Source organism: Paraburkholderia lycopersici (assembly GCF_900096975.1).
In the GTDB taxonomy this organism is placed as follows: domain Bacteria; phylum Pseudomonadota; class Gammaproteobacteria; order Burkholderiales; family Burkholderiaceae; genus Paraburkholderia; species Paraburkholderia lycopersici.
The window spans coordinates 66,801-91,728 of record NZ_FMYQ01000009.1 but is presented as its reverse complement, the minus strand read 5'-3'; the positions used below and the strand labels follow the sequence as shown (position 1 = coordinate 91,728).

The window sequence follows — 24,928 nt, the reverse complement described above, 5'->3', positions numbered from 1 at the left end:
CGGAAACGCTCTACAGCCACCGCAAAAGCACCGGCAGCAGCACAGGCACGACGAACGCCGTGAACACGCCGTTGAGACCCATGCCGAGGCCCGAAAACGCGCCCATTTCCTCGCTCACCTGAAACGCACGCGCGGTGCCGATGCCATGCGACGCCACGCCGATCGCGAAGCCGCGCACCTCGGTCTCGCGCACACGAATCAGGTTGAGGATCCAGCGCGCGGTAACCGCGCCGAATACGCCCGTCGAGATCACGAGCACCGCGGTAAGCGAGGGAATGCCCCCCACCTTCTCGGCGACGGCCATGGCGATCGGCGTCGTGGCCGACTTCGGCGCGAGCGACGCAAGCATTTGGTGCGAAGCGCCGAACAGTTTGGCGACGCCCACGGCCGAAACAATGGCCGTCAGCGAGCCGGCGACGAGGCCGCCGAGCAGCGGCAGCGCGCCGCGCCTTAACTTGCCCCACTGGCGATACAGCGGCAGGGCGAGCGCGACCGTCGCGGGACCGAGCAGGAAATGCACGAACTGCGCGCCCTCGAAATACGTGCGATACGGCGTATCGGTGATCTTGAGCGCCGCGACAACAAGCGCCACGGCGATCAGCACCGGGTTCGCGAGCGGATTGTGACTCGCGCGCGCGTAGATATTGATGGCGATGAGATACGCGACGAGCGTCACCGTCAGGCCGAGCAGCGGCGTCGCGGCGAGATAGACCCAGATGGCGTCGAGTTTCGTCAGCGGCAGATGGCTGTTCACGATGCGCCCTCCCCGGCCGTTTCGTTGCGCCGCTGGCGCCGCAGCAGCGCGCGCGTGACGAGCGCCGTCACGGCGATGCCGAGCGTCGTGCTCACGACGAGGCTCGCGATCACGGCAAGCGCCTCGCCGCGCACCGTCTGCGCCGAAACCATGATGCCCACGCCCGCCGGAATGAAGAGCAGCGAAAGATGGCGCAGCAATTCGAGCGCGGTGGGTTCGATGGCTTCGACGGCGGCAGGCCGCATCATTGCGAAGGCGAACAGGAGCAGCATGCCGATCACGGGACCGGGCACGGGCAGCGAGAAGACATAGGACACGCTCTCGCCGAGACATTGGAAGATCAGGAGGGCGGCTAGGGAACGAAGCATGAGGCACTCCGGGCAAAGGGAACGGCGCGGGGCGTGAGTTTACTTGAACTCGCTGGGCTGCACAGCATCTCAAGCGTGCTTTCGCGTCACACCATAGGTACGCGAACTGGTGGGCGCAATGGCAATCCGAAACCCAATGCCGTGCTAACTGTGCCTGTGCCGCAATGGGTTCCAGCAATCAAACGGCATTCCAATCAACGCACGCGACGCGAGCGCGGTCTGAATCCTGACGATGGGTACTGCGACCCGATAACGCCGTCTTTTCGTCTGGTCACTTTAGTTAAAGATCCTTTCTTTGCTGCTTTCATGAAAAACTGAGCGCACACGCGCTTCACGCCACCGCAGCTCAATCGCCAACGAATTTGCAGAGGAGGCGGCGGACCTCGTCTCCGATCCGGTTACCTCGGCGCTTGCGATTCGCCTTTGCATCCGACGGTGCTGCCCGCTTTTGTTCGTAACCCCATGCGAGTCGCGCACCCCGGCGATTAAAGCTCGCACCAAGGTGCTTTCGCCATCGACGGCAGATTGATGGGAGGATGCATCGAAGATTCAACCTATCGATTTTCCAGCTTACAAAATGCTAATGAAGATCGACTAAATCCTGTTATTATGAAGGGTTTTATGTGGGGATGCCCCTCGAATCGCGATAACGACAACCAACATTGATGTAATGAGAAGACCGCTGCCTGACTCAGACGTCGCCGCTGCGATGGCGATCCTGAAATCGCTTTTGCCGGGACGTGTCAGCCTGGACCCGCTTGCCGCCGCTCGAGAAATAGTCGCACAACGCACTGTAAACTTGCACGGAGGCATCCCATTTCAGATACGTGAAAACTGGGATGGAGCTGAGGCGCTCTCGCGGATGCACCAGCGCTCTCTGCATATGCACGCCTTCATCGGCGATCTTGTCGCTGCTTACGAGCAACAACCGCTGCGCGGCTGGTTGCTATGCGCGATCGAACTCGTCGATGACTGGTGCAGCCGTTTTGAGTTTCCCCGGGACGCCCGCATCATGGCGTTCCATGATGAGACGGTTGCCCGCCGTCTAGGCTATTGGCTGCGTCTCTACTTTGCGCTTAGAGCGGCAGGTGAGCAGGAACTTGCCGACCACATGTGGCAAAAGATCAATGCCATCGTTGCTATCCTGAGTGAAGACAGTTTCCATGCCGGGCCAAACAACCACGGCATGTTCCAGGACCTGGCACTGCTATATTTTTGTGTCTGCACGCAAGATGTGGAGGGCATTCAGACGAAATCGCTGAAGCGACTGGGCGAGTACTTCTCTCAGTCAGTTTGTCGCGACGGCGTTCATAAGGAACATTCTCCCGCATACCACTTTCTAGTCGCGGACAACATTTACCGCCATCGGCCGCTAATCGAGCGCCTGGACCCGGCAAACGCGCAGGCTCTGGGCGAACTGACCGGAAAGATGGGCCGCTTTGGCCTGAACATTCTCACGCCAGAACTAAAGTATCCGCCACTGGGAGACACACAGCCTGTTGCCCCGCCCTCCCATTACTATACGGCGTTCGGCCTCCAGCATACGACACCGGATAGTTCCGCGTTCTTCTTTGACGGCGGCTTCGCGGTTCTGCGAGACGATCCGGAAAAGCGCGATCAGCAAACCTATGCAGTAATGTGCGCGGGCCATCACGGTGACTACCACAAGCATCAGGACGACTTGTCTGTTTTGTTGTACGCCGGCGAATGGATTCTTTACGAGAGCGGCCCATACGGGTACGACTACGCACATCCGTTATCCAAGCATGGCTACTCAACGGCGGCTCACAGCACGTTGATGCTCGATGGCGTGGAACCCAGCAATGAGACGGGGCGAGTTTCACTTGAAGAGTCGAGGGAAACCCGGCAGCTTGTTCAGGTTCAGGGAAGGAACCTTAGATATGCCGGTGTGGAGCATGAGCGCGCCATGACGGTCCATCGATCCAAACCGGTGGTAGATATCGTAGACAAGGTCAAATGCGATGCCCCGCGCAATATGTCCTTGCTGTGGCAGTTGGCGCCCGGTCTCAAGGCTGTGAAAATCGGCGACGAAGTCCATTTGCTGAAGGAAAATATAAAAGTCGCCAAAATATCCGTACAGTCCGAGACTCCCGTTGACCTGACCTTGGGGCAAGGCGATCAATCCCCCGCGGGTTACGTCTTTCCGCGACTTGGCGAAGCGATGGCGACAGCGGTGCTCAAGGCTGCATCCGGGGAAACGTCATCATGGCAATGCCGGACCACCGTCACGTTCCCGGCGCGTTCCGTCAAGGGGATCAACTTCCCCTTCGAGACGTTTCCGGGAGACTGGCCGATCCAGTACTTGTTTGAGCCCCGTGGAAACAGCGACGCCTTGTTCGTCGTATTTCCCGCGCTCGCTCCTGAATTCGAATACCGCATCAACTATCGCAGAGTGTTGCGCGGCGCCCCCGTCAATCAGCTTTTCGTGGTCGACGATTTTGGTCCGCAAGGGTCATACTTGATAGCGTCGAATGGCAATCTGGAACTGGGCGAAGCCGTATGCTCGTTGATCGAGAGCTTCCGGATCAAGCTAGGTATCGACAAGAGCAGAGTCATATTCATGGGCTCGTCAAAGGGCGGTGCGTCCGCGCTGTATTTTGCAAATCGCCTGGGATATGGGCATATCCTGGCGGGAGCCCCCCAAACCCGGATCGGACATTTCCTCTTGCGTCAGGATCTGGAAAATGGTCCTCGACTGGCGAACTATATGTTTCCGGGCGAAAGCAGCGAAGAAAAGCTAAACAGGCTGATCTACGACTTGCCTGTCCATGAGCATGTGAGTTGCCGCATTCACGTTGGCAGAGGCGACCACCACTACGAAAGCCATGCCCTCCCATATGTCGAGCATGTCCAAAAGCAAGGCGGGTGCGTTGAACTGGATGTGGGCGAGTATTCGGAGCACAGCGAACTCGGTCAGCACTTCCCTACCTTCCTCGAAAACGCGCTTCGTGATGTCTTCGGAATAAAGATGCGCAAATTCTATCCGGGTGCCGCACCAACTCTGGTTGTGTCAGCCTGGCGGGAAGGCGACGAAGTCGTAGGCCAGATTACTTTGCCAGAGGGGTGGTCCACTGAGCCGGTCGAATATGCCTTTTATCTGCTGATCAACGACGAAAAGAAAGTAGTGCGTTGGTATGAAGAGTCCTCGACCGTTCGATTTGCGTGGCCGGCCGACATCGCGCCACAAGATGCGAGCATAAGAGGCTTCGCGCGCGAGGTCAGCAGCCACGACTACAGGCTGGCAGCGACGGCTTCAGTCGGGACGGCACCAATGCCCTGACACGCGAGACCTGGGCCCGCTACGACTATGTCGCGATTTCGTCCATCGTCATGCGATAGACAACCAACTCGGCTCGCTCCTCATACGGCGAGCCGATTCATTTCCCCGGCGAAAAATCCCGACGTTGAGTGCTTTATCGTTCCGGCCTACTCAGACATCGACAGAGCGAGATCGAGACGGGCCTGGCGCGCGACAGTGCGATAGCGATCCACGTCACCATATTGCCTAAGCGGAAAATTCTTTATTTCGGACATAGGCCTAATTTTTCGCTTATGGATCGTTGAGAGATTCTGATAGCTGACTTCAAGAGCAACCTGGTCAAGCATCCAGGCGTCCCTCCCTGTCGCGAAACAATAGCTTAAAAAGCTTTTTAGATACGCCACAAATGGGCCGCCGGCCACATTGCGACCAAACAGGTTGAATCCCGCCAAAATACTAAGCCAAGGCAAGTTCCTGATACCGAATACCAAGGCGATCTCGTCGGCAGGAAGCATGTGAAAAAGGCCTTTCAAATCCATTGGCGAAAAATCTATATCTATGTCAGATATCAACACGGGCTTTTCGTATGTCTGGATTATTTTATCCAGCACAAGATATCTAGAGGCCGCATAGTAAGTCTTTATATTTAACTCTTCCGAGACGTTGCGAGGCTCGAATTCATAACTTACGCCAATTTCCCCTAGCGCGCTGACTGATATTCGATTTAGATCAAACCCCTGTGGCAGGACGAAGTGCACATGGACCGAGCATTCCTTCCTGAGAAGCGCATCCATACTCTTCTGAAAATAGGCAGCAAAATAGCCGTAGTCGCACGACATTAGCACCACTCCGTCGCCGCCCCCTTCGCATTTTCTTAGTAAATTAAAATCGCCAAACTCCGCCCGAGTCCCATCTGGACTCCATCTATAAAAATACGAGCGAGACGGTGCCTGATGGTACTCAAGCATCGGCGATTTTTTTATCCCTTGAAATAGCAGTTCAGCGCTGTGAAAATTTCCCACGCGGTATTCAAGAAGGCCGCCGATATATGCGGCCTCATGATCAAGACCCTCGCCGCAGGCAGCTATAGATTCCTTCACGAAAAGATAATTTTCCCGAAGAAATTCACTCTCCGAAGCATAGACAAGGCATGACAGAGCAAAACGTCTCTTTCTGAAATCAACACTGTCTTTCAGATATTGAAGCAGGCGTTGGCCGAAATCTTCCTTATTTCTCCACGCTAACCCACGATGAACTGCGTCCATTACACGGCGAAACGCCTTCTTCGCGTCGAAATACTCGTCCTGCAGGATAAGAGACAGGTTGCCGTCTACATCGCCATCAGCGATTATTTTATCCATCAAGCTATCGGTTCCGGCAACTTCTACACCTTGCGGCAGCAGGAACAAACTTGTACTCCAGACATGCTGGGCCTCGCCCTTTCTTACAAAGACCCTGAAGTAGTACGCGCCATTGGGTACGATCGAAAAGGTGAACGTCTCGGTGGTCTGATATGGCTTCTTCTCAATCACCCGGTCATCGCCCGTTTTCAGGTAGACCGCGTACAGTTCATCTTCTTGTGGCGTATTCAACGAGATAACGATGTGCTCGTTACTTACTTCAATTCTATATTTTTCTGAATTTATTATTTTTTTCATACAGTAAAAATCCGTTTCTATATATTTTTATTCCCAATGAGGTTCGCCACGCGACTCAATAGGATCTAGCGATGCGCCACAAGCCGCATACGCACCGACTCGAGTTGAGCTGGCAGAAAGCGGGATCGCGGCCGCCTGCGCGGCAATGCCACAAAGCCGAGTCGCTGATATAGGGCCGCCGCGCGCGTATTGCTCACGAGCACGTCCAGCACGATTTCTCGCTCGTGCGGAATCAGGCCGCGCCCGGCCGCGCTCGCGCCGCACAACGCCTGCTCGAACAGCGTAGAAAACGCGCCGAGGCCGCGTGCCTCGGCACGTGTCGCACAATGTGCGAGAAGCGTTTGTGTGCGCCTGGGTTTCGGCAGCTCCGTTTCAAGCACGAGGCCACGCAACAACATTGGCACGGCACGCAACAGACCAAAATAGCGCAGCAGGGTCCAGGAAATGTGTGGATCGTCAGCGACGACGCGGCGACCGTCGTGAGCAGCAAGCACCGCTACGATTTCGCCGCGCGCGTCGACTGCCACTTCGTGGCGCCGCCATGAGAAGCGGCCGCCCGACAGTGCGAACGCGTGCACGAGAAAAGCCGTGCATCGTTCGGCAGGCACACCGAGAAAGAATCGAAACTCGTGCTCGCCCGACGCAAACACAAGCGGCGCACATGCCGCCGCATCAGTCGCCTGTGCAGGCCGGATAGTCACGCCGCGCATGCGCTCCCGCGGATTATCCGTCACCATGTGTGGCAGACCAAAACTCATCGCCATCTCCCTTATCCTTCATGCTGCCACAGCACCCACGCCCCAACGGGTCGTGAAATATCCGCAATCCCAATCGCTCAGGTACGCCGATGCGCCCACTTTTCAAGCGAAGACCAATACAACACCATCCCAAAGCCGACACATACCGTGACATTGAGCGGAAGCAGGAAATAGTTCCCTTCTAAAAAGCTGACCCCGATCGCAGCGATCGAATAGAGGAACGTGATGGCCTCGCCCGCCAGCAACACTGTATTAATACGCGGCACCACGGCGCGATAACCTTCCCTGCCCTTTGGTGTTCTGTGAAAATCTCCGTACACACCGAACAGCGCGCGCACACCACCAACGAAGTAGTACCATGCCATCGGCAGAAACAGCGCAATGTAGCGGTAGGTATTCCATAAATCTTTCAGCACGTTCGGCTTGCCGTCGAATCCCGCCCCCTTGCGTGCACCGAAGGCGTTTTCAAGACCCCAAAGCAACACGAGTCCGAAGAAGGCAAGCGCACCCCAACGCATGAATGCGCTGTCGAAGTGCACGAGATACGTGATCGGCAAGCTCAACAATATGAGCACATAAATCGAAGCGAGGAGCACCGAAGAGAACATCACAGAAACCGCATGCATCCGCTTCATCAGAGGCATACGTTGCGACAACATCTGTTTGACGTGCTTGAAGCCGCTGTGAATCAGTCCACGTCCCCAGCGCTCGCGCTGTATACGAAATGCGCTGATAGTCTCGGGCAGTACTGACATCGACACCACGTCGCGCAAGTATGCATATTTCCACTCGCCGAATTGCGCGCGATAGCCTAGGTCGACGTCCTCCGTGACCGTCGAAGCATTCCAGCCACCCAGCGCGTCGACACAGACCTTGCGCCACACGCACGAACTGCCGCTAAGCGAGGCCATATCGCCGTCCTCGCTCAAGCCCACTGTAACATATTGCTGATGCCCCATCTCCATCGCCTGAAAGCGCGTGAGAAACGATGCATCGCGATTCTCGTAGCCGATACCTGTTTGCAGAAAGCCGAGCTTCGCATCCTTGAAACATGGAATGGATTTCAGCAAAAAATCGGCCGGGGGCACGAAGTCGGCGTCGAATATCGCAAAGAATTCGCCGCGGGATTGCTGGATTCCGTTCATCAAATTTCCAGCCTTGTAGCCTCTGCGATCGCTTCTCTTGACGAGGCGAATGTCGACGCCCTGAGCCGCGTGATAGTCGGTCTTCACGCGCGCAAGCTCGGTAGTGCCATCCGTTGAATCGTCGAGCACCAGAATCTCGACAAGGCCCGCAGGATAGCGGAGCGAGCATGCCGCATCGATAAGGCGCTCCACCACCTCTGATTCGTTACAGATCGGCAACAACACGCTCACTCGCGGCCAGACATCAGTATGGGCATCGGTAGTTGAATGCGCGAGTTCGGTCAATTTGCGCCGCTCCACCTTTCGCGAGATCAGAAAGACCCGCAATTCGAGGAGCACGTAAAGCGCAAAATAGGCGACTACGAGGAGAAACACCAACTGACAAACCCAGGACAGTAACGCGAGCATCGTGATCGGCACCTTAAATCTTTACGACGGCGCAGATCTGCTCCAACCGGTGCGCCCAGGTGTGGTTCTCACGCACGTATTTCGCACCGGCCTCCGCACGATCCAGGTCTTCCTGCGAGGGACCGTGTCGCAAGCGCGCGAACAGATCTCGCGTCTCATCATAACTATTCACGACGTGGCAAAAATTGCGGAAATGGCGATCGACAGCGCGACTCGGGTTTGTTACTGCAATGCCGCCACAGGCCAAAATCTCCAGCAGGCGGCGCGAGAACATCGTCTCTGAACTCGTGACCGAATTCACATTGATCGACACTAGATGTGACTTGTAGATGCTTGCCGTTTTGCGGTGAGCCACTTTGCCATGCAGGCGCACCTGGCTGCTCGTCGGAAAGCGGAACTCGAACCGGTGAGACAGCCTGTCGTGATTCCGGTCAAATACATTGAGAGGAAGTTCGTTGCGCTCGCAGATCTCGAACACCATATCGAGGAAGCGGCGCCGCTCATTGAGTATGCGTCGATAGTAGCTACCGGTAAAGCACACCTCGTTACGCGTGAAGTTAAAGCCCGTGAAGCTGTGAAATGCGGGCTGGAATGGCATGACCAGCGTGTCCACACGCACTTGCTCCGGCACATGCTGACGATAACGGTCGAGGCATTCTTCGTCCGTCGTAAACACGTACTCGAAGGCCTTCGCAACGTCGATGAATGCTTCGAAGAATGGACCATCATCCTTATTCCAGAATACGGTCGGAACGCCCGCCTGTTTGGCGTACTCCACGAGGCTGAAAATCGCCTTCGGCTTTGTAAGACGCAACATTTTCGGCTGCTTGGCGAGTTCATAACGCCAGCTACCGTCCACGCCGTGAAAAGCCGATTCCGCCAGCACGAAATCCGGCTTCCAGTTGCCGATGACGTCCCGGTAGTTCGCCGGCGTCATGACGCGCACGCGGCATTCCGCAGAGAGGCAATCAGCTGTGAAATAGTCGGTGACGAGCGCGATCTTCAAACGACCGAATCGCCCCGTTCGCTGCGCATCCTCCGACACTTTCGGATAGTCGTAGACGAACGAACCCAGTTTTCTGATGACTCTTCCGACCATTCCCCTTACCCCGCACTTTCTGGCAGTGCCTTGATAACAAAATCGCGCCAGCGACGGTGCGTAATTGCATATTCCCTCGCTCGCCCACCGAGCACGGTCAGCGCCGTGTGATCGCTCAATGCGGTTTCGATCACGTTCGCGAGATCCGCGGCATCGCCGGCCTTGAAGAACCAACCTGCGGGACGCGCGCCCATCTCGTCGCGAAACACTGGCAAGTCCGGCACGATAACCGGCTTGCCCATCGCCATGGCTTCCACGAGCTTGATGGGCGGCACGATTTCGCAGACCTTGAACGGCTTGCGCGGAATACACACGATTGCGCAACGGTTAAGCGTCTCCTGCGCTATTTGGGGCGGCATGCGCCCCAGGAAACGGATGCACTCGGACAAGCCGAGGCGTACCACCTGCTCCTCAAGCGCTGCACGCGCTTCGCCGTCGCCAATAATGATGACTTCCGGCTGCGCCCCGCGCGCGCGCAGTTGAGCCACGGCATCGACCAGTGTGTCCAGACCTTCGTACCCAACGAGCGAACCTGCGTAACCGATCATGTTCGGCTCGACTACTTGCGGCGCCAGCAACGCGAACTGTTCGGGCTCCACACAATTAGGCAGCAGAAACATGCGGCCATGAGCAATGTCCCAGCGGTCCCGCGCGAAGCGGCCCAGTTGCTCGGAAATAACGAACAACCGATCCGCATGGGACGCGACGAGTCCTTCCAGTTCCAGACCTTGCTTGAATCCGTGGTGTTTTTCGTAGTGCGGCATGCGTGAAATGCGCGTCAACTCCCATAAGCCGCGCATTTCGTATTGAAACGGTATCCCCAGTTGCCGCGCCGCCAACAGCGCGGGCAGCGCGTTGACGTGATTCGACGCGGCGTGAATCACGGAAACGCGATTACGTACGGCTTCCTGTACCACGGATTGCGCAGCTTGCAAGGCGTACTGGAGCACCGGCCGCATATTGGAGGGGGACTTTACGTGTCTATAGGCAACGCCTCCCACCGCCGTTTCCGCGCTGTCTGTGTCCGCCAGTCTGTCCCGACGGTCCCATGGATAACCGGGACGTGTCATCACATGCACATCGGGTCCAATCGAGCGCAGCGCACGAATCACTTCATGCGTCCGCGTCGTATATCCGCTCACATGATAGGGCAATGCGCTGGCCGCTACGTACAGCAGGCTGCCAGGCTCCGGATGATACGGTGTCGTGCCAGCGGGCCGACGGACCCGGCGCTTGAGCGCCCGCGTCGTGAGCAGCCGGTTGAGCGCCCACCACGGCTGGCTCAGCCAATTGAGCACTACCATATCAACGGCCTCTGCCGGCAGCCAGAGCTAGTTCGGCACGCGCCACATCGACTGTACGAGGCTCGGAAATTTTTCCGCGGGAATACAGGTCGAGGAAGTCGCTGGTCGTAATAACGTCGTAGTCCTTCGTCAATTGCGCCATCAGTTTGCGGTAGCCTTCGATACGCCGATCGTCTCGATATGAGCCATACCCTTTTTCATCCCAATAGAGCAAGGACCAGGAGTGGAGCAGGAATACCGAGAAATCCGGACTTCCGCTAAGCGTGTTGAGCAAAAGTTTGCCCCACCACGGGCGGAACCGGAAGTAACTCGACTCTGGATAGGTTAGCCGCGCCCACCACTCGTCCTTGCCAATTTTCGGCAGGATGCGCTTCTCGGTCATCGGTACTTCTATGACGCCGTTCGACCACATGTAAGGCGCGTTGGTCGCCTCAGCGAAGAGACTCTGGCGTGCGTATACCGCACACATCGAATTATTGAACGACAGCGGTATACCCACCGACTTGAGCGCGCGTATCGTGCTGGCGTTCCAGCGGAACGAGCCTGCCCGAAATGCCAATAGGCTCTTGCCTGTCACCCCGGCAATCAAATTCCCGAAATACCGGAGAACGAATTCGGCTCGCGCGTCATCTGTATACTGATTCATGTACTCCGGACGTGTATCGAGTCCGTGCTCACCCCAGAACTCCTTGGGGAGATATTCCGGATGAGTATGCAACTGCACGTCTTGTCCAGCGGCATCAAGCCAGCGCACAACTTCGAGCGATTGTTCCAGCTGTCCGTAGGCGCCGCAGAGATCCACAAAAAAAACATGCTTCGCGCCGAATTCGTCACCGATCGCACACATTTCGCGCACGCCGGCGGTGCCGTTCTCGTGCTCGCCCCACATGAGACGCTTGACATGATCGCCAAGGGCACGTTTTGGCAGAGCCTCGGTATCAACGGTAACTAATGCATAACGATTCCGCATCGCTTCTACAGTCTCTTATTCAGTCGAGTGCTACACGTAGCAATTCTCAACAAGTTTATGGCAACCATCCTCAATCACGCAGGCTTTTCCGAATCCGCCTGGGCAAGATCCACCACCGAGTTGATCGGGATCTTGCCACGCGCGAGCAATTCCCCAAGCTCCGCAGACGTAATGACGTCGTAGTCCAACGACACCCGCGACAGTAGCTTGCGGTAACCCTCCAGTCTCTGCTCATCGACGTATGTCGCGTGCCGCCTCTCGTTCCAGTGAAGAAACGACCACGAATGCAGCAGGAGGACGGCAAACTTTGGCCCCGGCGACAGGAATCTGGGCAGCGCACGGAAGCGTCGCGTCCGGAACGAAAAATAACTCGACTCCGGATATGTTAGGCTGGCCCAACGCCCTGGCCTACCCGTATCAGCAGCAATCCATTTTTCCGTGACCGGGATTTCGACTACGTTGTTTGACCAGACGTAGGGCAGATTCGTCGGCAGCCCAAACGCGGAGCGTCCTGCTGTGTACCCCCGCATGGAATTGTTGAACGAAAAAGGGATGCCCACTGTCTTGAGCGCGCGGATAAAATCGGCATTCCAACGGAAGGACCCCGCCCTGCAGGCCAGCACGCGCTTCCCCGTTATTTCGCTTATCTGGCCGCCGAAGTGCCTAAGCAAGAATTCTGCGCGATCCTGTCCGACAAACTCATTAATGTATGCCGGCGTCCCATCAAGACCATGCTCCGACCAGAAGCTTTTGGGCAACGTTTCCGGGTGCAAATGGAGCTGCACATCCTGGCCGGCATCGTCCAGCCATCGCACCACCTCGCGCATTTCGGCCGGATAGCGTGTCGTGGCGCACATGTCGACAAAAAACGTGTGCCGAACATTGAATTCAGCACCAATCGAGCACATTTCGCGAACGCCCGCCGTACCCGCCTCATGCCGACCCCAAATGAGGCGCTGAACATGATCCGTGTCCGCCCGCCTCGGCAGTGCCTCGGTATCCACCGTCAGCAGTGCATACCGTCTCATCACGCTACGGCCGCGCGCAGGCCGGCGACCCGGGCGGCAACCGTGTTACCCCATGATCCGTTGGCGCATTCGTTCTGCATTTACTCGGATCGCTCAACCAGATCGGCAAACTGCTGAACGTTCATCCGCGGTGAAACGTTCAGCCGCTTGATCAAATAAGCGTCTTTGCCCGGCTCCGGATAAGCGAGCCCCTTGTCAGTCGTATAGAAGTATCGATAGCCGGCGTCGATCAGGACATCGACCACGCTATCGGTATATTGACCAAACGGAAAGCAGAAGTGGGTCGAATCGCCCACAAGGGCGCGGCACTTCACGACGTCGTCCATTACTGCCTGTGCATCGCGCGTTACGAGGTTGGAGCGATGCTCTTCGTCGCGCGAGTGCAAATCATGGGTATGAGCCGCATATTCGTACACGTCGCGCTGGGCGGTCATTTCTTCTCTGGAGAGGTATTGCAGCAGATCAGGCTCCAGTACCTCGATGGATTTCTCCGGCTGCTTGCCCGTAATCAGGAACACAACGGCCGTGAACCCATAGCGCTTGAGAATCTCGTAGCAATAGCGGGCTGTGCTGAGATGCCCATCGTCGAACGTAATCAGAAGCCGCTTTCCTGCCGGCCGCGAATCGCGACCAGTCAGGTAATCTTCGACCTCAGCCAGCTTCATCGACTGATAGCCGTTCTCATGCAGCCACGCCATTTGCGCCTCGAAGCTCTCCACCGTATTGGTGACCGTCCCGTTCTTGAAGCGGCTCGCCTCCTTGAGTTCGCTCGGCAAATGATGGTGATACGTAATGATCGGCAAGCCTCGCGACATCGAAATCTCCTTCTTCGCCTTGAATGAAAACTGCCCGCAGTATTGCATCTTCCGCATCGCTGCCTTTTTACCACTCAGATTTTCCTTGGCAGCTTGCGTGTCGATATAGTTGTTTAGCGGCGATTCTGACGAAAAATACCGCGACATATATTTTGGCTTGCCGAGGAATGCGCGCGCGATCAACGTCGCGCCGTCGATGCCGGGACGTACCTGCATCAGCGTAAGACCCGCATCGTCAACAATCAACTTGAAACCCAAGGGCTTGAAGTTCCAGAGGCTACCGGATACACCTGGCTCAAGCTGAGATGTTGAGCCGATGAAATAGCCGCCGGGTTTCAACACTCGCGCGATCTCCTTCATTACCACATCTGGCGAGCGAACGGACTCCAACAATTGATGCGCATACACAACATCAGCGGTAGCGTCGCCTAACGGAATTGCGTGCCCATCCCACGCGCTGAAGGGGACGTCCGGCGCCCGACGGGCCGCAGATTCCTCGAAATCGATCCCGATCCACCCAATTTGAGCATTGATCGTCTTGAATTGCCGGAACGACGTCCCGGCGCCGCAACCCAGATCGACCACGGACAAAGGCCCTGCACCTGCGAGGACTTCCCTCACGTAATGCATGTCGGACCCCTGTGACGCGTCGTCCGGCAGCAGTTTGATCAATTCGTCATACTCGTTGCGCATGCTCACCTTACGTTTGCTTCATTTGTGCACTATTGCCACATCTTCCGTGAATTGCACAAGTCAGGAAGGATCGAATAACGAGGATACAGCCCCTTATATCGTTGCATCTACTCTCCGCGACGGGAAATCACCCGGCGCGCGCCGCCGTTCAATAACCGGGGATCAAGCCCTGCTCACAAATCCTCTGCCGTACGGAGTCGAAGCTATAGCGGCTAGCCACTGTTCTCAGGCGCGCAGCGGCGTTTGCACGCAACTCCACAGACGCTGCGAGTTCGCGAAGAAGCGCAGCGGCCTGCTCTTGCGTTTCAGCGAACAGGGGATAGTCTTCGCCCAGAACCGACTTGAACACCGCGCTGGGCGCGAGAATCACCGGGACACCAAGGCTTGCATACTCGAGGACCTTGGTCGACAGCTCCAACGTTTCGCGCTCGAAAGCGGGATCACGAAACGCCCAACTCGCATGCATGCCCCGCAATTGGCGCATGAGGCCGTTCCGGTCAACAGCGCCATGCCATTGCAGGCCCTCTCCCCCATTTAACCGCATTTGCACAGTCGGGTGAAACTCGGGATCGTCGGCGGGATTGTGAATCTTGTCGCCAAACACGTGCAGCTCGGACGCGGGCTCAACGGCACGCAACTGCGCATGCGAGTCGAATAGTTCCTTGATGCCCCAGCGGGGAGCGAATTTCCCCGCGTAGCAATATCGGAACGGTGCCGCCGCACCGACCGAGGCGTCGACCAGTTCCGTCGTGGGAATCATCGGCGGCAGCAGCTTGACGCGTTCTGCCGCGTGCGGAAACACGCGAGAAAAATACTCCTGCATCTGCGGCGTCTGGCAGAGGATGTACTGGCTCGCCGAAACAATGGTCGAAATTTTTTCCCGAGTCTCTTCGTCCAAAAGTTCGATTTGCTGCGGAATATCGGTCAGGTATGCCCAGATCCGCCCGGCGAACCGCGGAGACCGCGCCGCGCGGCTGCACACTTCCAGACCACGCATGATGAACGCATTGAACGAACGCTCTTCGTCCAGCGTTTCGAGCCAGGCCACCGCTGCATCTTGTGACAGACCCCGTGGCTCTTCGACCTCCGGTTCGATCAGCCACACCGAAGGCGTGAGATCGAGCAGGCGCGAGATGATCTGCGTGCGCTGGATCCTCGCTTTCAATACCAAGGAGACACGCGTATCGCTGATCCCGCCCAGCACCTCCGCCAGTGACGCCGCCCATATCGCCGAGCCGTCCATGACATTGAGGTTCACGTCACCGTACAGCGCGATCTCGAAGGCGTGAGCATCCCTTGCCCCCAGTTTGCTGGCCGCCGTGGCACAGACCTCATCTGCTTCTTGTCGGTTGAACAGCGCGAGTTCTTTCCCGATAGTCTGGGAATAGCCCGATTGAGCGCGCACACGCTCCGCAGCGGCTCGCGACATGGCCAGAAAATCGCCAGGTTCGGCGACCAGACGGCGCACACCCTCCGCCACTCCGGCGGCGTCTTCCGGCTCGGCGAGAATGCCACATGCGTCGTCGACGAAGTCTGGAATGGCCGCCACACGATTAGTAATCGGGACGAGGCCGGAAGCCATCGCTTCGTCGCGCGACACGCCTTGGGAATCCATGCGCGACGGCACGAGGAAAACCCCGTACTCCCGATGCAAATCGGCGATTTCACGCTGGCTCAAAAAGCCCTGAGACAGTTCGACGTTCGGGAATCGGCGCAGCGGCTCGACAGTCTGCTCGAAGAGCGGTCCATCACCTACCATGCGTATACGCAGTTGGTCGAAGAATGGCTCGTCCGCCAGATTTTCAATGGCGCGCACCGTCAAATCGTTGGCGTAGACCGGCGACGCGAAAGGCCGGATCGACAGCAGATTGAATCGCTGAGCGGCGTCTTTGGGCGCATACTCAAACAGCTCGCCGTCGACGAAATTGTGGATGACCGCGAACTTGCCCACTTCGGCGACGGACAGGCGCAAGTCGGACAACACCTCCATCGCCTGCTTTTCGGAAATGAACACGACACTCAAGTTGGGATGACGCAGCGTCAATATCTCACGCCACATTGACATACGAGCATCCGCGTCACGCCTCGCGGCATTGCGCGCCTGATCGGTGGTGTGATTCATCGCCCGGCGCCACCAGGGCTGCGCCTCCGCTCCATGCGCCCATATGACGACACGCACACGATCCAGATGCTCTCGCACGGTATCCCAAAGCTGACGATCGATGATATGCATCGCCAGATTGTTGTACGTGCCATCCGCCAGGCTGCGTTGAAGCTGCCCAATGCCAGTCTCGATGACATCGACATTTTCGAACTCGCGGAAGCGCCCACCCCCGGACGGCGTAATCCGCATGACTTCCGTCGGCAAGCCTGAACGGTTGTACGCTTTCACGCGCGCATGGACGAATCCGTAGCGATACAAATCATCATAGCTGGCGTATTGCCGGCTCACGGCCAATTGCCGCGAAGACGGCAGCAGATCACGTTCCGATGGTGGCGATTCCGAAAACGCGATGCAGCCTACGTTGGCACGCCCCGTTCCCTGAATGCGCAAGCCCAGTCGAATCGAGGCCGTCCCCACCGGCAACGAAACAGACTCGCACGCTCCCAACGGATGCATGAAATGCGAAATCTTTTGACCGTCGGCGTCGAGGAAAACAAAAACCAGCCTCATCTCGACTTGCGCGTCGCCCTCGGCCACGAAGCCGAAAGCGTTGCGCACCGTCACTTCCGCGGCAGAGAACTTACGGGACAAGTAGACGTACTTGTGTACATCGGCCGGCAACGTGCTCTTGATTTCCACCTGACCGCCCTTATCCAGGCTCAGCTTCAAGTGGTGGTCGATCGATTTCGGCAACAGACGGAACCACGCGGCGGCCTCGAGCGCCACTTTCTCGTCGATCTTCAACGCCTGAACCCGCTGCGCGCGAAGCTGCATATCCCCCGTCAGGCTCGCACCAGCACGCAGGATATCTTCGGCGTCGACGATTGCAGGCACAGCGTCGCTCGTAGCGCCGAGTGCGCAATAGCTGAACGCATCGACCGAAACGATGGACGTGGACGTAACTTCGGCGTCGTCGAGCCGAATGGCGGCTTTCTCAGCCCAAGGCTGCAAAAGTTGCGGCCTCAACAAGCTACGGCGCAGTGCGGCGCGCTGGACGGGTACGTACTCCAGTTCGGTATCTTTGGCCTCTAGCGATCCGTCACTTGCGAGACCAAAGAATGCCCCCTTGGTCAAGCCCTCGCCTGAAGCAAATGCCGTTGCGAGTGCCATGTCGCTCACATAGTGTCGGCCGTAGTAGTCGGCGCTCGAGACAGGGGCGACGTAGTCGAATTCCATGGCACGCGACAAGGCCGACTGCCGATCGCCGACGATTTCGACACCGGGTTGGCCGCCAATGCCCGCAGGCGCCACCAGAATGAGTGAGACGTGCGACCACGCTTGCCGCTTCATCGCATCGGTAACGACTGCGGCCTCTTGCTGCGACGAGACTTCCGCGAGCATCGCGACACTCGGCGCTTCGGGATTCACCGTGCGCGAGAACAGCTTGCTCGCGATATACGCCAGCCGATGCGAATAAGTGTGCTCGGCCAACACCTTGCGCAAGGCCTGCAGACGGAACTTGCGATAAGCCATGTCGTCGTCGACAAGCGGCGCGAGGCGTCGTTCCAGTTCCACCGGATTGTCCGAAGCGATCACCAGGTCGCCGAACAACTGTCTCAGCCCCTTCGAAAAGTTGCTAACGACAACGGTGTTGCAGGCCATCAGATCCAGGGCGCGACGTGCGAACATGGTCTGCGACTGCTTGACCGTGTTGACCGTGATGCCATAGCGATAGCCCTTATACCCCTTGTCCATCTCGGTATAAGGAAGCGTACCGCGAATGTCGGCGTGGAATTCTTCCGGAAAAACGAAATCATGCGGCAGCGGTCGATTGCCGTTGCGGTCGAAAATATCGACCCATTTCAGCTTACGCGCCACGCCGATCAAGGTGCGGAAATCGGTTTGGCGCTCAAGATAACGAGGATACCAGGAGCCCGCAAACGAAAAGCCCTCGCGGCGCTCCACCGTTGCCAGTGGATTGTGCAAGGCAGGCTGCGCCGCAAATGGAAGCAAGTACACGCGCTCGTGCCGGAGCGCGCGCTTGTATTTCGCAATGCAATCCATGTCCGTCGTGAACACATGGTCCACCTGCCGGGCGACGGGCAGAAACCGCGAAAAATGAACGGGATCCTCTTTGCACCAAAGCAAGGTCGGCACCCGCTTTTCCTTGGCCCACTGAAGCAGTCCACGCAGTTCGTCGGAAGGATCGCTGATCTTTTTGACCCACGACTCGTCCAGGCCGCGCCAAGCTGATTCGATGAAGACGATATCCGGCTTGAAGTCGTCGATCTGCGCCTGCCAGTTCACCGCCGACAGCGGGAGCAGTTTGCATTCCGAAGCGAAGGCGTGATGCGTGAAGTCATCCATCACTGCGGCGATCCTCAATTGCTTGATGACCACCGGGCGCTCAAGCTGCGCGAGGCGGCGCTCGCACAGCTTGATATTCGCCTCGAAATACTGCTTTCCCAACAGTACTGCCAGCTGTTCGTACAGCTCGTTCGCAGCCCGATAGTTACCGCGCAGATATTCGCTTTCCGCGTCACGTACCAAGGATTGTTGCATTGTCATCACTCCAGCATCCAACAATTCAAGCCGCGAGGAGCCCCACGACGTCAACGCTTCGCGCGTGCTTGCGGATTTCCTCGACCGACACGACAAACGGCTGGTGCTTGACGAGTACGCAAAGCACATCCGCCTGCGCCAAAGCGCCTTCGAGCGTGACCAGGGTCATGCCATCCGTGAGGCGAACGGGCAACTCCTCGATGTTGGGCTCAACCGCCAGCACCTGGCAGCCGACCTTCATGATCTGCTTTGCGACTTCTACCGCGGGACTTTCGCGAAGATCGTCGATGTTGGGTTTGAACGCCAGACCCAGGCACGCGACCTTGACGTCGCCCATTCTCGCATTCGGCTTATGCGACAACACATCGGCAATGGCCGCCTTGATCCTTTCCACGACCCATACCGGCTTGTAGTCGTTGACCTCGCGGGCGGTGCGGATCATGCGCGCGACTTCCGGAGCCGAATCGACGATGAACCACGGATCGACCGCGATGCAGTGCCCCCCCACGCCAGCGGCGGGCTGCAGGATATTCACCCGCGGGTGGCGGTTGGCGAGGCGAATCAGTTCCCAGACGTCGATGCCGAGTTGATCGCAGATCAGCGAAAGCTCGTTCGCAAAGGCGATGCTCACGTCGCGCGAGCTGTTCTCGGTCAGCTTGCACATTTCCGCGGTGCGCGAATCCGTCGTGATCAGTTCGCCCTCGACGAAAACCTTGTACAGCTCGGTCGCCTTGGCTGATGCAGTCCGGGTCATACCGCCGATCACTCGATCGTTGGCCACCAGTTCGTGCACGACGCGGCCAGGGAGCACACGCTCGGGGCAATACGCGATCTGGACATCGGCTTCTTCGTTCACCTGCTGCGGGAATGTCAGATCCGGACGCGCGTGGGCAAGCCATTTCGCAAGCTTTTCGGTCGTACCGACCGGCGACGTGCTTTCCAGCACGACGAGGTTGCCGCGCTGCAAAACGGGGGCGATGGATTTCGCCGCAGCCTCGACGTAGCTGAGATCAGGCTTGTGGCCATCGGTAAACGGCGTCGGCACCGCGATCAGGAATGCGTCGGCCGGCTGGGGCGAAGTGGTCGCAACGAGATAGCCTTCCGTCACCGCGGCGTGAACCAGGATGTCGAGTTCGGGCTCGATGATATGAATCTTGCCTTGATTAATCGTTTCAACGGCTCGCTTGTTTACATCCACGCCGATCACTTTCTTCTTGCGCGAAGCGAACAGCGTGGCAGTGGGCAAACCGATGTACCCCAACCCAATCATTGAAATCGTATTGAACACCGTTGACCCCGTCTCTCTCAGTGATGTTGTTTCAAAATATCCACAATTCGCGAAGCCGCACGACCGTCTCCGAACGGATTGTGGGCACGCGCCATCGTTTCATATGCAGCTTTGTTATCCAGCAGGCAATTCGCTTCACGGGCAATGACGTCACTGTCGGTTCCTACCAGCTTGACCGTGCCCGCCTCGACCGCCTCGGGACGTTCGGTGGTATCGCGCATGACGAGCACAGGCTTTCCAAGCGAGGGCGCTTCTTCCTGCACACCGCCCGAGTCCGTAACCAGCAACGCACTCCGGTCCATCAAATAAACAAATGGCAAATAATCTTGCGGTTCGATGAGATGCACATTCGCCACATCAGAGAGAATCCGGTGAACCGGCTCCTGGACGTTCGGATTCAAATGCACCGGGTAGACGACCTGAACGTCCCCACGCGATGCAATATCGCGCAGACCAAGGCAAATTTGCTCGAAACCTGCACCGAAATTCTCGCGACGGTGCCCGGTGACAAGCACCATGCGCCTGGCCGGATCGAGAAAATCGAATCGCGACGCGAAACTCGTTCGCAGGCTCTCGTCCTGGCGCACACGGTCAACGACGCTCAACAGCGCATCGATCACCGTGTTGCCCGTCACATGAATGGAACCGTCCGCCACGCCTTCGCCCAGCAGGTTCTGGCGCGCCTTTTCGGTCGGTGCGAAATGAAAATCGGCCATCGCCCCCACTTGCCTCCGATTCATTTCTTCCGGCCACGGCGAATATTTATTATTGGTGCGCAAGCCGGCTTCCACATGACCCACCTGAACCTTCGCGTAATAAGCCGCGAGACTGGCCGCGAGTGTCGTCGTCGTATCGCCATGGACCAGAATCATGTCGGGACGCCAATCCTTGAAGACGTCGCGCATACCCAGCACGACTTTGCTGGTGATGTCGGAAAGGTCTTGACTCGGCGCCATCAGATTGAGGTCGAAATCAGGCTTGATCCCGAAAATATCGAGTACCTGGTCGAGCATCTGCCGATGCTGTGCTGTCACGCAAACCTTGGCGTCCAGACTGCTATCAGCGGCCAGCGCCTTCACGACCGGCGCCATCTTGATGGCCTCGGGGCGAGTTCCAAATACGGTAAGGATTTTCATCGTTTGTTAATTCTTGATATTCGCGGAAATCAGACAAGCACCCTTTTCCAACCTACGTTCCGACACCTGACACACAAAGCCGCTGGCCTCGAGTTCGGCTTGCCAAAGCTTGGCGATGCGTTGCTCGTCCTCTCGGATGTAGTCATCGAGCACGAAATCGATCGACGCCCTCGGGAAAAACTGCCGCATCAATGGTGCCGCCGGATAGCGCGCCAGCTTTCCCACTCCAGCGGGCGGACCGTCAACCATCACCAGAATCGACGGTATCTGCTCCGACGTGGCGCGGCTCAACGACTCGAGTGCCGGAGCGCAGTCATAGTACGAATACAGCGTGCCGTCGGCGGCCGTCCAGTTCAGCAACGGCGTCAGACGCAGATCGACGTTCTCGTCCACGCCCATGGCCTGCAGACGAGTCAGCGTTTGCTCGTGATACGAAGGCAGATGTTCGAATGAGACGAATTTCGTCGATCTCGACGCTTGCGACGGATTGCGCGCCTTTCGTTGTGCGAGCGCCTTGCCGATGACCGCGGTCGATAGGCCGGAACCGAATTCGACGATCAGGTCGTAATGCTTTTGCTCGATCAGTTGTACGAGATAGAGCGCGAAATCCGGGCTGACGGGCCAGGTACTGGCCTCAGCATTGAGGAGCGGCAGCTCCCCGTTCGAGTAATAGCCCTGCAACCCGATCAGCGCCTGCATTTGGCGGTTCGCGTTGGTCGTCTCTTCCTTCACGGCGGCGCGCAGTTGTCGCTCAAGTTGCGCTCCAGAGGGGCTTATCTGCTTGATGAACCCATTCGCGACTTCATGCTGCTGTCCCAGTATCGAACCGAACAAATCCACCTGGCGAACGAGTAACTCCGCCTGCTCGTTGCGCACTCGAGACAAAGCATCCACGTCTTTCTGCAAGGCCGTTTGCCGCATGGACAGCGTCGCGCACTGCTGCTCCCATTGCAGTCGCAACCCGTCGATCTCCTCGATGCGGCGTTGCTGCTGGTCCAGTTGTGCGCTTTTCTCTTCGTGGGCACGAACCAGATCCTGCTCACGCTTACGCAACGCTTCGACTTGCTCGGAAAGCGCAACCCGCAAGCCTTCCGACTGCGTGCGAAGCCGGTCGCTTTCCTCGATATCGCTTCGCTGCTGCGCAATCAGCGCATCTTTCTCTTCGTGGGCGCGCGACGATTCCTGCGCGTCGTTGCGAATTGACTCCAGCCGCTCGATGATCTCCTTGCGTTCCTGTTCCCATTTAGCCCGTGCCTGCTCCAACGCTTCGATTTGCACACGTTGTGCGAGAAGCAGATTCTCACGCTCCGCGCTTTCGCGCGCGCGCGTTTCGCTTACCTGAAGAAGAGCCGCATGGTCCCGAACGAGATTATCGTGATCCCGCCGCAGCACATCGTGCGACTGGCTCAAGCCAAGAATTTCTACTTTTCGCGTAGCCAGTTCCGCATTCAGGGCGGATCGCTCAATTTCCAGATCGGTACACGCTTTCCGCTGCTCGCCGAGCTGCGCCTGCTGCTGCTCCAGCAGTGCCTGCTGGTCGGCGCGTTCCTGCATCAGGCGCTCGAATCTCTGCTCCAACTCTCGGCGGCGAGCTGCGTAATCGTATTTTTCCGATACTTCGCGCGCACGCTTACGCTGGGCATCCGCGCGGAGAATACCAACCTGGCGCTGCTCCGATTCGCTGAGCTTCATGTTAGCCGGCAACGCATCGAGTAGCGCCTCACCCTCGTCCGGACGGCCGGCCTCATGCTCGCGGAACGCAAGCCACTTGAGCCGGAACGGACGCGGATCAAGTTCATACGCCTGCCTCGCGTAGCGAGCCGCTCCTTGGAGGTCCGCGTTGGCGAGGTCACGCGCGAGCATGGTCATCGCGTTGGCCTTCACACTCGCAGGCTGAGTCTGCAACAGCGCGTCGACGGCAACATCGCCACCTTCCCGATAAGCGGCGATCACCTTGTCGTAGCTTTTGCCGCCCAGGCGTGAAGGAGGCGCATAGCTCCTGACATCGCGCCAGATGGACCACAGCTTGCCCGGCAACCCAAACACGGCCGCCGGACCACTCACGCCCTCAATGACTGCCGTACCGAGACGATTCGTGAGGGAACGCTCGGCGTGCAAACGATGCATGTCCTCACGCGTCACAAGCGCTTTTTGATAACGCAGACTCTCGGCCACGACCTCCAGAAACCGGCTATCGTCGAAAACGAGCCTTAGCGCACCAGCCGGCCGCTGAATCTCCGTGTCCTGATAGTGGCGGCGCTCCAGCTCCTGCTGCACCACATGGAGTTGCGCAAACAGCAGAGCGTTCTCGTCCCGCAGTACCGCCATGTCGCGCGCTTCACCACCAGCCTTTCCCGGTTGCAGCTTTAACGAAGTGTTGCTCATTTCTCTACCTCGGAACTGGTCAGTCCACGTGATCCAGCACAATGCTCTCCAGCAGCTTCAGAATCCCGGCTACCATGAACGTAATAAGAAGCGTGACAATGACGTTGTAAAGGCGTCGCGGCTCCATTGAAAACTCGGGCATTGTTGGCGACTGCAACACAGACACCTTTTCCAGAAGGCGCAACGAATCGGCACGCCCCTTCTCAAGACTGAGCAATGCCGACTTGTACAGATCCTCGCTGAGGCTCATCTGCATCTGCAGACGCTGAAATTCTTCTACCGATGCATTCAGCGTCTTCCCCGCCGGTCTCGCAAGCTTCGCGTTCTCCTCCGCGATCTGTCGATCGATCGCACCCAAAGCCTGCTTGAGCAGCACGATGTTGGGGTGATTCGGATCCAGCGACGTGGGCAACGACGCCAACTGCGTCTGCAGTTGTGCGCGTTGCGCTTCAAGGTTCCCCACGATTGTGCCGATGCTTTGCGCCGTGTCCGTCGGCGAAATCAGTCCTTCCTTGTTCTGGTACGCGAGCACAGCCTGGCTCGCCTTTTGAAAGCGGTCCTGTGCCTCTTCCACCTGGTTGGTAAGAAAACTGATTTGCGCCTCTGCCATTTGATGGCCCAGGAGGTTCATGTATTGCTCGCCATCCTGAACGAGCATGGCAGCCATTGCATGCGCAATTTTTGGATCGTATGCCTGGACGGTGATCCGGAGAACGCCAGCATATTCGTCGTATTCGATGTCGACCATCGACAGATAGTAGCGATAGAACCACTCGACGGAAGCATTCTTGAACCACATGCGCGAAACGAAGTCATGCCTGGAATCGCTGAAATGTTTCCTCAGATCAAGTTGGGCGTCGAGTTTCTTGAGCATGTCGACCGACAGCAGATAATCGCGCAGCAGCAATTGATCAGCGCGGTTGACGGGATTCGCTCCTGTGCCCGAAACGAGGCCGGTCAAATCCAGCGTAGGCATATTCGCCGAATCCGTCTTCCGGATGATCACATTAGCCTCCGACACGTAGCGATCGGAGGCGAAGAAAATCCAATAAATCGTCGTGAGCAAACCTAATGCAAAGGTAAGCTGAACCAACCGACGAAATATCCGCGTGGGCAGCCTGTTCTGATACGAATGCTCTAATGCATCTTTCGTATTCTGAGTGTCAGTCATGT

At 57.5% G+C, this 24,928-nt stretch carries 17 protein-coding genes; 2 read left to right on the top strand and 15 right to left on the bottom strand.

The genetic code is table 11. The annotated features are described in order from the left end of the window. Nucleotides 1-10 precede the first annotated feature (10 nt). Entirely contained in the window at nucleotides 11-754 is a 744-nt protein-coding gene (locus BLU17_RS12120; RefSeq protein ID WP_245746823.1) for an LrgB family protein, read from the bottom strand. Continuing rightward, nucleotides 751-1,122, bottom strand: a complete 372-nt coding sequence (locus BLU17_RS12115; protein WP_091996972.1) for a CidA/LrgA family protein — start codon at nucleotides 1,120-1,122, stop codon at nucleotides 751-753. Before BLU17_RS12115 ends, BLU17_RS12120 begins: the two co-directional genes overlap by 4 nt. A 33-nt stretch (nucleotides 1,123-1,155) precedes the next feature. Between BLU17_RS12115 and BLU17_RS32345 the strand changes: the two genes are divergently transcribed. Together BLU17_RS32345 and BLU17_RS12110 are read left to right on the top strand one after the other, a co-directional pair. Beyond that, nucleotides 1,156-1,440: a hypothetical protein gene (locus tag BLU17_RS32345; RefSeq protein ID WP_143189237.1), complete on the top strand. Its 285-nt coding sequence runs from the start codon at nucleotides 1,156-1,158 to the stop codon at nucleotides 1,438-1,440. Nucleotides 1,441-1,792: 352 nt separating this feature from the next. Next, nucleotides 1,793-4,423 carry a heparinase II/III domain-containing protein gene (locus tag BLU17_RS12110; protein ID WP_091996971.1) on the top strand — a complete coding sequence of 877 codons (2,631 nt, stop codon included), beginning with the start codon at nucleotides 1,793-1,795 and terminating at the stop codon, nucleotides 4,421-4,423. Nucleotides 4,424-4,569: 146 nt separating this feature from the next. On the opposite strand, the gene BLU17_RS12105 is transcribed toward BLU17_RS12110, so the two are convergent. The 13 genes from BLU17_RS12105 to BLU17_RS12030 form a co-directional block, all read right to left on the bottom strand. Beyond that, a complete protein-coding gene (locus BLU17_RS12105) occupies nucleotides 4,570-6,060 on the bottom strand; it encodes a hypothetical protein (protein WP_091996970.1) in 1,491 nt (496 codons plus the stop codon). A 65-nt stretch (nucleotides 6,061-6,125) separates the two neighbouring features. Then, nucleotides 6,126-6,797 (bottom strand): GNAT family protein, encoded by a 672-nt coding sequence (locus BLU17_RS12100; RefSeq protein ID WP_091996969.1) that lies wholly within the window; start codon nucleotides 6,795-6,797, stop codon nucleotides 6,126-6,128. Nucleotides 6,798-6,895: 98 nt separating this feature from the next. Then, nucleotides 6,896-8,383, bottom strand: a complete 1,488-nt coding sequence (locus BLU17_RS12095) for a glycosyltransferase (protein ID WP_245746822.1) — start codon at nucleotides 8,381-8,383, stop codon at nucleotides 6,896-6,898. A gap of 1 nt (nucleotide 8,384) precedes the next feature. Continuing rightward, complete coding sequence (locus BLU17_RS12090; RefSeq protein ID WP_091996968.1) at nucleotides 8,385-9,470, bottom strand: CgeB family protein; 1,086 nt, start codon at nucleotides 9,468-9,470, stop codon at nucleotides 8,385-8,387. Between the two features lie 5 nt (nucleotides 9,471-9,475). Further along, the gene (locus BLU17_RS12085) at nucleotides 9,476-10,774 is read right to left on the bottom strand and encodes a glycosyltransferase (protein WP_091996967.1); all 1,299 of its coding nucleotides are present in this window, start codon (nucleotides 10,772-10,774) and stop codon (nucleotides 9,476-9,478) included. A gap of 1 nt (nucleotide 10,775) precedes the next feature. Next, nucleotides 10,776-11,744 (bottom strand): polysaccharide deacetylase family protein, encoded by a 969-nt coding sequence (locus BLU17_RS12080; RefSeq protein ID WP_091996966.1) that lies wholly within the window; start codon nucleotides 11,742-11,744, stop codon nucleotides 10,776-10,778. 74 nt (nucleotides 11,745-11,818) lie between these two features. After that, nucleotides 11,819-12,748 (bottom strand): polysaccharide deacetylase family protein, encoded by a 930-nt coding sequence (locus BLU17_RS12075; RefSeq protein ID WP_245746821.1) that lies wholly within the window; start codon nucleotides 12,746-12,748, stop codon nucleotides 11,819-11,821. A 104-nt stretch (nucleotides 12,749-12,852) separates the two neighbouring features. Next, nucleotides 12,853-14,280, bottom strand: coding sequence for a methyltransferase domain-containing protein (locus BLU17_RS12070; protein ID WP_091996964.1), 1,428 nt, complete (start codon nucleotides 14,278-14,280; stop codon nucleotides 12,853-12,855). A gap of 148 nt (nucleotides 14,281-14,428) precedes the next feature. Beyond that, nucleotides 14,429-18,946, bottom strand: coding sequence for a glycosyltransferase family protein (locus BLU17_RS12065; RefSeq protein WP_176929038.1), 4,518 nt, complete (start codon nucleotides 18,944-18,946; stop codon nucleotides 14,429-14,431). Between the two features lie 25 nt (nucleotides 18,947-18,971). Beyond that, nucleotides 18,972-20,234 (bottom strand): UDP-N-acetyl-D-mannosamine dehydrogenase, encoded by a 1,263-nt coding sequence (wecC, locus tag BLU17_RS12060; protein ID WP_091996962.1) that lies wholly within the window; start codon nucleotides 20,232-20,234, stop codon nucleotides 18,972-18,974. Nucleotides 20,235-20,251: 17 nt separating this feature from the next. Beyond that, nucleotides 20,252-21,370 (bottom strand): non-hydrolyzing UDP-N-acetylglucosamine 2-epimerase, encoded by a 1,119-nt coding sequence (wecB, locus tag BLU17_RS12055; protein WP_091996961.1) that lies wholly within the window; start codon nucleotides 21,368-21,370, stop codon nucleotides 20,252-20,254. 6 nt (nucleotides 21,371-21,376) lie between these two features. Further along, a complete protein-coding gene (locus tag BLU17_RS32340; protein WP_143189235.1) occupies nucleotides 21,377-23,755 on the bottom strand; it encodes a coiled-coil domain-containing protein in 2,379 nt (792 codons plus the stop codon). A gap of 19 nt (nucleotides 23,756-23,774) precedes the next feature. Next, nucleotides 23,775-24,926, bottom strand: coding sequence for a KpsE/RkpR family capsule polysaccharide export protein (locus tag BLU17_RS12030; protein WP_245746820.1), 1,152 nt, complete (start codon nucleotides 24,924-24,926; stop codon nucleotides 23,775-23,777). Between the last annotated feature and the right edge of the window lie 2 nt (nucleotides 24,927-24,928).

Coding starts and splice junctions, on each gene's coding strand:
- BLU17_RS12090 (WP_091996968.1), bottom strand. CDS start 9,470: ATGGTCGGAAGAGTCATCAGAAAACTGGGTTCGTTCGTCTACGACTAT.
- BLU17_RS32340 (WP_143189235.1), bottom strand. CDS start 23,755: ATGAGCAACACTTCGTTAAAGCTGCAACCGGGAAAGGCTGGTGGTGAA.
- BLU17_RS12065 (WP_176929038.1), bottom strand. CDS start 18,946: ATGCAACAATCCTTGGTACGTGACGCGGAAAGCGAATATCTGCGCGGT.
- BLU17_RS12080 (WP_091996966.1), bottom strand. CDS start 11,744: ATGCGGAATCGTTATGCATTAGTTACCGTTGATACCGAGGCTCTGCCA.
- BLU17_RS12110 (WP_091996971.1), top strand. CDS start 1,793: ATGAGAAGACCGCTGCCTGACTCAGACGTCGCCGCTGCGATGGCGATC.
- BLU17_RS12030 (WP_245746820.1), bottom strand. CDS start 24,926: ATGACTGACACTCAGAATACGAAAGATGCATTAGAGCATTCGTATCAG.
- wecB (WP_091996961.1), bottom strand. CDS start 21,370: ATGAAAATCCTTACCGTATTTGGAACTCGCCCCGAGGCCATCAAGATG.
- BLU17_RS12100 (WP_091996969.1), bottom strand. CDS start 6,797: ATGGTGACGGATAATCCGCGGGAGCGCATGCGCGGCGTGACTATCCGG.
- BLU17_RS12105 (WP_091996970.1), bottom strand. CDS start 6,060: ATGAAAAAAATAATAAATTCAGAAAAATATAGAATTGAAGTAAGTAAC.
- BLU17_RS12070 (WP_091996964.1), bottom strand. CDS start 14,280: ATGCGCAACGAGTATGACGAATTGATCAAACTGCTGCCGGACGACGCG.
- BLU17_RS12085 (WP_091996967.1), bottom strand. CDS start 10,774: ATGGTAGTGCTCAATTGGCTGAGCCAGCCGTGGTGGGCGCTCAACCGG.
- BLU17_RS12115 (WP_091996972.1), bottom strand. CDS start 1,122: ATGCTTCGTTCCCTAGCCGCCCTCCTGATCTTCCAATGTCTCGGCGAG.